Annotated in this window: 5 protein-coding genes and 2 pseudogenes; 3 read left to right on the top strand and 4 right to left on the bottom strand. The window is 61.6% G+C overall.

The genetic code is table 11. The features are described from left to right. The 3 genes and pseudogenes from BZ163_RS00685 to BZ163_RS00670 form a co-directional block, all read left to right on the top strand. The coding region (locus BZ163_RS00685; protein ID WP_073664670.1) for an aldehyde dehydrogenase family protein at nucleotides 1-129 on the top strand (129 nt) is incomplete at its 5' end. 294 nt (nucleotides 130-423) lie between these two features. After that, nucleotides 424-2,282 (top strand): annotated as a pseudogene (locus BZ163_RS00675) (ABC transporter ATP-binding protein). A 104-nt stretch (nucleotides 2,283-2,386) separates the two neighbouring features. Beyond that, nucleotides 2,387-2,842 carry a hypothetical protein gene (locus BZ163_RS00670; RefSeq protein WP_128869397.1) on the top strand — a complete coding sequence of 152 codons (456 nt, stop codon included), beginning with the start codon at nucleotides 2,387-2,389 and terminating at the stop codon, nucleotides 2,840-2,842. A 49-nt stretch (nucleotides 2,843-2,891) separates the two neighbouring features. Here BZ163_RS00670 and BZ163_RS00665 read toward each other — a convergent pair whose 3' ends face one another. The 4 genes and pseudogenes from BZ163_RS00665 to BZ163_RS00650 all read right to left on the bottom strand — a co-directional run. Then, nucleotides 2,892-4,214 (bottom strand): cytosine permease, encoded by a 1,323-nt coding sequence (locus BZ163_RS00665; protein WP_128869396.1) that lies wholly within the window; start codon nucleotides 4,212-4,214, stop codon nucleotides 2,892-2,894. Nucleotides 4,215-4,325: 111 nt separating this feature from the next. Beyond that, complete coding sequence (locus tag BZ163_RS00660; protein ID WP_128869395.1) at nucleotides 4,326-5,300, bottom strand: biotin-dependent carboxyltransferase family protein; 975 nt, start codon at nucleotides 5,298-5,300, stop codon at nucleotides 4,326-4,328. Then, complete coding sequence (locus tag BZ163_RS00655) at nucleotides 5,297-6,169, bottom strand: allophanate hydrolase subunit 1 (RefSeq protein WP_128869394.1); 873 nt, start codon at nucleotides 6,167-6,169, stop codon at nucleotides 5,297-5,299. The genes BZ163_RS00660 and BZ163_RS00655 overlap by 4 nt, the downstream gene beginning before the upstream one ends. After that, a pseudogene (locus tag BZ163_RS00650) lies at nucleotides 6,166-6,939 on the bottom strand (acetyl-CoA carboxylase biotin carboxylase subunit); the annotation flags it as partial. The gene BZ163_RS00655 and the pseudogene BZ163_RS00650, both read right to left, overlap by 4 nt.

Genomic DNA, 6,939 nt, shown 5'->3' with positions numbered 1-6,939 from the left:
CATGCCGCGTTCGGTGGCTACAAGAAGTCCGGCGTCGGCCGTGAAACCCACAAGATGATGCTTGATCACTATCAGCAGACCAAAAACCTGCTGGTGAGCTACGACATCAATCCGCTGGGCTTCTTCTAACCTCCGCAAGAACACCACAAAACCCTTGTAGGAGCAGCCGGTCGACGCTCGATTGCTCGCGATGGACGTCAACGATGACGGGGGCCGCCTGGATGTACGCGGCGCCCTCACGTCCTTCGCGAGCAAGCTCGCTCCTACATTTTTGCACCGCGTATCGCTGGGGGAACGCGCCTGTTCGGGTCAAGTCATCCTGCAAGATTGCCACCGAGGAATACGAAGGGTCAGGCCCGCAAAACCCTCAAAGCAACCGTTCAATGGCAGAATCTCCTGAATTTGATCGTTTTGGAGACCACCATGCTTGGAGCATTTGAACGAAGGCTCGACCCCTTTCCGCCTGACGAGGTACCACCGCCACCCGCGGGCCTGGCTCGGTTCCTGTGGGCGTGCACACGGGGCGCCCGCGGCTATATTCTTGCGTTTGCGCTGCTGAGTGCCGCTGTGTCGATCTACGAAGCGTGGCTGTTTGCTTTCCTCGGCCAGGTGGTGGATCTACTCTCGACCTGGAAGGCCGGCGGTGATGCGGCGGCGCAGGAAAGCCGGGTGTTGTGGGGCATGGGCATCGTCATGGTCACCAGTGTCGCACTGGTGGCGTTGCGCAGCATGGTGCAGCACCAGATATTGGCGATCAACCTGCCGTTGCGGCTGCGTTGGGACTTCCACCGTTTGATGCTGCGGCAAAGCCTTTCGTTCTTTTCCGATGAGTTTTCCGGCCGGGTCACCACCAAGGTGATGCAGACGGCGCTGGCCGTGCGCGACGTGCTGTTCACCCTGATTGAGATTGCACCCGGGATCGGGGTGTATTTCATCGCGATCATTGCACTGGCCGGCGGCTTCGCACTGAAACTGATGCTGCCTTTCATTGCCTGGATCCTGTTGTTCGGGCTGGCCATGCGCTACTTCGTACCCCGCTTGGGGAAAGTGGGCCAGGAACAGGCCAATGCACGCTCCTCGATGACCGGACGTATCTCGGACGCCTACACCAACATCACGACAGTGAAGCTGTTCTCCCACTCCAATCGTGAAGCGCACTTCGCGCGTGCAGCCATGGAGGATTTCAAGCAGACCGGCTTTCGCCAGATGCGCCTCGTAAGCCAGTTCGAGATCGTCAACCAGGCATTGGTGGTGGCCTTGATCATGGCTGCAGGTGGTTATGCCCTATGGCTATGGCACCAAGGTGAGGTCGGCGCGGGTGCCGTGGCGGCAATCACCGCCATGGCGTTGCGTATCAATGGCATGTCGCACTGGATCATGTGGCAAATGACCTCGCTGTTCGAGAGCATCGGCACCGTGCAGGATGGCATGGCAACACTGACCCGCGGCCCCAAGGTGCAGGATGCGCCGGACGCGGGTGTGCTGGTGACCTCCGGCGGGGCGGTCACCTTCGACAATGTCCGCTTCAACTACGGCGGCGAACGCCAGGTGCTCGATGGCCTGAGCCTGAACATTCGCCCGGGCGAAAAAATCGGCCTGGTTGGCCGCTCTGGCGCGGGCAAATCCACGCTGATCAACCTGCTGCTGCGCTTCTACGACGTCGACAGCGGGCAGATTCGCATTGACGGGCAAGACATCGCGCACGTCACGCAAGATAGCTTGCGCAGCGCATCGGCATGGTCACCCAGGATACTTCCCTGTTGCACCGTTCCATTCGCGACAACATCGCCTACGGCCGCCCCGATGCGAGCGACGCGCAAATCCGCAGTGCCGCGGCCAGCGCCCAGGCCGATGAGTTCATCAGCCAACTGAGTGACCGACAAGGCCACAGCGGCTACGACACCCTGGTCGGCGAGCGCGGCATCAAGCTGTCGGGCGGCCAGCGCCAGCGCGTCGCGATTGCCCGGGTGATGCTCAAGAACGCCCCGATCCTGCTACTTGACGAGGCGACCAGCGCGCTGGATTCGGAAGTCGAAGTGGCCATTCAGGAAAGCCTCGATGAAATGATGCAGGGCAAGACCGTGATCGCTATCGCCCATCGGCTGTCCACGATTGCGGCCATGGATCGACTGATTGTCATGGATGACGGACGCATCGTCGAACAGGGCACCCACACCGAATTGCTTGCAAAAAACGGCATCTATGCGCGGCTGTGGCACCACCAGAGCGGCGGATTTCTGGGTGAGGACCGGGGGGTGGCCGAGGTCATGGATCAGGTATGAGCGTGAACGGCCCGGGGAATTACCCCCGGGCAACGTCAAGTAGGCGATTGATGAGCTATACCCACTAATCTCCCATTGCAGTTCTTCAACCCGGGACGTTGGCAATGAAACGCAGAAACTCACTTGCAGCGCTAATGGTCTGCGCCAGCCTCTTCGGCTGCTCCACTTCATCAGACCATGGCGTGAGTATTCCTCTGGTTGCCACCCGGCAGAACGCCGGTCAGATCGGCAACGTAACCTTGACTAGCTGGAGCGATAATCAAACCGGATTCATTTTCTTCATCAGTGGTGTTCCAGGCGGAACGTCCCTGCCCTTGCGCCTCTATACCTTCATCAATAAAGGCACCTGCCAGCAGCCCGGGCCCGTCGCCTACGCAATGAACGATCGTGTCAACACCGAACGCCAAGCCATACGCGGCTGGGCGTTCTCGAGAGGCGCACCTGTCGCACTGCCGGTCCTGCTGTCCGGTGAGTACTCCGTCGTCGTGCGCAGTGCACCGGACAGTGGCAACATCGATATTTTTTGCGCCGATCTCCGGCAAGGCGGCTCGGTGAATTAACCGCGCCCTCCCTGGCGCGGGCAAGTCCGCTTGGTCGTTCGCAAAGACCTCACTGCGCCAACTGCAACCGGCTTCGGCCGAGGCGCGACAAGCCGCCCTGCAAGACAAACGCAACCACCACCGTCGCCGGTGCGGAAAAGCTGCTCAGGCTGCCACCACAGAACATCAGTAACAGTCCCAGCGCAGTGGCGCCGAACCAGGCCGTCAAGCCCGCCGGATGGAACGCTGTCACCCGTTCGAGCGTCGCTGCATCGCAGCGCCCGTAGAGGATCTGCGCCAATGCCACACCGACCCAGGCCACGACGAAGATGCCCTGATACGCCAACGCTTTGAGCAGGTAGGCAAACACATCGGCGAGCATCAGGCCGTAGACGATCAACCCGACCGCCAAGGCCCACATCGCGTACGAACCGCGCAGGCCAAAACGTGCGAAGAACGCCTGCATGTTCAGCGTGGCCAGATAGTAATTGGCCGTGTTGATCCGGGTTTGCGTGGCCCAGACAAACAACAATCCCCACAAGCCCATCAGTTGCAAAATCGCCATCACCACCGACACTTCGTTCAGCGCCCCGTCATGGGGAATGCTGCTGACCAGATAGATGCCTGCCGCGCCGTTGAGCAGGAACGTCACCGCGTAGAACGGCATGCCGAAGTTCCAGCGCCCGTGATACCCCGCGTCTTCAGGTTTGCCGAAACGGGCATAGTCGAAGGTGAACAGCATCAGCACCCAGACACCCATGTAGGCCACAAAGCAATCCCACCAGCCAAATACGCTGGGTGTGGCCGGGCCGAAATCCAGCCATTGCGGCTGGTAGCCATAACGGCTGATCGACAGCCCCACCGCCACCAACAGGCCCCCCAGGTACACCGGCAGCAACACGCCGTTGAGCTTGTCCAGCCAGTGCTGCACGGTGCCCAGGATCATTGGCACGCTGTACAACACCACCAATAGCGCGGCCAACGGATAGACCAGTTCCGGGTAGAGGTGGTTGAGCGCCACGGCGATCACCGAACCCTCGAACACCGCGTAATAGATCGCCGTGGAAAAGAAGATCAAGGTCGCCAGGCAAGCGCCGGTGCTGCCGAACAACAGCCTTGAAAACAATGCCACCGACAACCCGCTGCGGATCGCGAAACGGCTGAGCACACTGTTGACCAGCCCGTAGCTGATCACCGACAACAGCATCCCGATCAGCGCATTGCGGGCACCGTAAGACAGGGCCAGTGACGCGCCGACCACGATGTAAAACATCGCGCTGCACACCGCCCACCAGGCCATGGTCAGCGACAAGCGGCCCATGCGCGCTTCGGCGGGAACGGGGTGATGGGCAGGGTCTTGCCCGGTTTGACTCGATTGCGATAAAGCAGCCATATGCGTGAACTCCAGAACCAGTCATAGGTTGAAGCGCGGGCAGCCGTCACCGCACCGAAGTGCGGCGTGGGCTTACCGTTTGGCATGACCCGCGCGATGCGGCGGGCAGCATCAGGAAGGGAACAGCTTGCTCAGGCAGCTGAGTTTTTTCTTATAGGATCGTCGCGCTTCCAGCGCCTCATCCAGGGTGACCGCCTGGAAGCGGGCCTTCTGGTTGGGTTGCATCTGGCCGATCAGGTCGAGGTCGGCGCTGATCACCGTGCCAATCATGGCGTAGCCGCCGCCGGACACCGCGTCGCGGTGCAACACGATAGGTTCAAGCCCGGCCGGCACCTGGATCGAGCCGATCGGGTAGCAACTGTCGACGATATTCGACGGATCCGAACCGGCACCGAACGGTTGTTCACGGGGCTGGAAAGTCAGTGCTCTGCCGCCCTTGAAGCGATAGCCGATGCGGTCAGCTTCCGAACCGACCGTCCAAGGCTCGGCGAAAAAGCTCTTCGCCGCACTGGAGGTCAGTCGCTCGTAATACAGACCCGGCACCACGCGCAGGGTGATTTCGCCACCCAATGATTGCCGCAAAGCCATGGGCAAACTGGCCCCGGCACGGCTTTTACCGCTGGCGATACCGACGGGCAGTTCATCGCCGGCCACCAGCCTGCGCCCCTGAAAACCACCGAGTGCGCCCAACGCATAGGTGGAGCGACTGCCCAGCACCACCGGCACATCAATGCCACCGGCTACCGCCAGATAGGCCCGCGCGCCGGCCTTGGGGAAGTCAAAGCGCAGCACTTGCCCGGCCTTTACCGAGAATGCCGTGTCGTGGTGCATTTCCACACCATCGACTCGGGGCGTCATGTGCGCACCGCACACCGCCACCAATGCATCCTCCTGAAATTCCAGCTCCGGCCCCAACAGCGTGCATTCCAGCGCTGCCGCCCCTGCCGGGTTGCCGACCAGTTGATTGGCCGCGCTCAGGGCGTATTGGTCAAGCGCACCCGAGGGTGGAATGCCGAGGTGGTAGTAACCTTCGCGGCCCAGATCCTGTACCGACGTGGCGAGACCGGGTTTGAGTACCTTGATCATGCCAGCACCTCCTGCAACGACTTGGGATAGCCAACGGGGTCGGCCAGGAACGCGTCCAGCGAGAATTCCACCGGACGAATCCGCAGATCGAAGCGCCCCGCTTCCACTTCGGCGATGGCCTGGTCATAGGCTTCGCGGTCCATCGGTTTGAACTGGACGATGTCGCCCGGACGGAAAAACACCATGTGCTCTTTCAGGTACGCCAGGGTTTGCTGTGGGTCGTAGATCGGTGCCGGCGTGACACCAAACATCTGATAACCACCAGCGCCGCGCACCGAGTAGATGCAACCGAAGCAACCGCCGTGGCCGAGGGTCAGCTTCGGGGTGTCGGTACGGGGTCGCAGGTACTTGGGCACCTGCAGTTGACGCTCGCGCTCGACCATCTGGAACATGAACGGCAGGCCCGCGACGAAGCCGACCATCGAAACAAACCACGGCGCGCCACTGTGGGCAGCGATGAAGGCTTCGACGTCCGCCAGGCCGTTGATGCGCGCGGCGTACTCCAGGTCCGTGGCGCTCGGGTCCTGATGACGGTCGCGAAAACGCATCAGGGTTTCATGGGTCCAGGGATCGTTATAGAGCACCGGAATCTCGATGATCCGCGTCTGCAACGTGCGTTCGGCGACCGCGCCGGCCTCGGCGATTTTCACCGCTTCCAGCAGGTCGAAAGGCGCAATGCGATCCGGGTCGAACCGGATCTGGAACGAGGCATTGGCCAGGCACACATCAAGCACGCCATCCAGCGCCAGACGCTCCACCGCGCGGGTGACCGCCAGGCCTTTGAAGAAGGCTTCAAGGGACATGCTGTCGCTGACTTCGGCAAACAAATGTTCGTCGGCGCCAAAGCTGTAGCGGATAGGCTGACTCATGCTTCACCTCCGCTGCGGCGCTCGGCCAGCCAGGTTTCCAGGGTGCCGGTGTGGAAGTCGGCGCTGTGCAGCCACGGTTGTTCCAGCAATTCGCCATGCAGCGCCAAGGTGCTGGCCATGCCGGTGAGTGTGGTCTGTTCCACCGCCGTGCGCGCGCGGGCCAAGGCTTCGGCACGGTCGCGACGTGAACGATCAGCTTGGCCAACAGCGAGTCATAATACGGCGGCACGCGATAGCCTTGATAGAGGTGGGTGTCGACACGCACCCCCTGCCCTTGCGGCCAGACCAGCGCCTCGACCTGGCCTGGGCTCGGGAAGAAGTCCCGCGCCGGATCTTCAGCGTTCAGGCGCATTTGCAGCGCGGCGCCGTTGAGCCGGATGTCACTTTGCTTGAAGCCCAGCGGCTCGCCACCGGCGATGCGCAACATCGCCTGGACCAGATCGATCCCGGTGATCAGCTCGCAGACCGGGTGTTCCACCTGAATCCGCGTGTTCATCTCGATGAAGAAAAACTCACCCGTCGCATCGTCATACAGGTACTCCAGCGTCCCGGCACCCTTGTAGCCCAGGGACTCGGTGAGGCGTACCGCGCTGGCGCAGAGCGTCTCGCGTTGTTGCTGGCTGAGTACCGGCGACGGCGCTTCTTCAAAAATCTTCTGGCGCCGACGTTGCAGCGAACACTCGCGCTCGAACAAGTGCCACGGCGTGCACGCCGTCGCCCAACACTTGCACTTCGATGTGCCGGGCCTTGCTGATCAAACCGCTCCAGGT

Origin of the sequence: Pseudomonas sp. VI4.1 (assembly GCF_002029345.1) — a bacterium.
Classification (GTDB): Bacteria; Pseudomonadota; Gammaproteobacteria; order Pseudomonadales; family Pseudomonadaceae; genus Aquipseudomonas.
The sequence above is the reverse complement of the archived record's forward strand: the minus strand, read 5'-3'. Positions and strand labels throughout refer to the sequence as shown.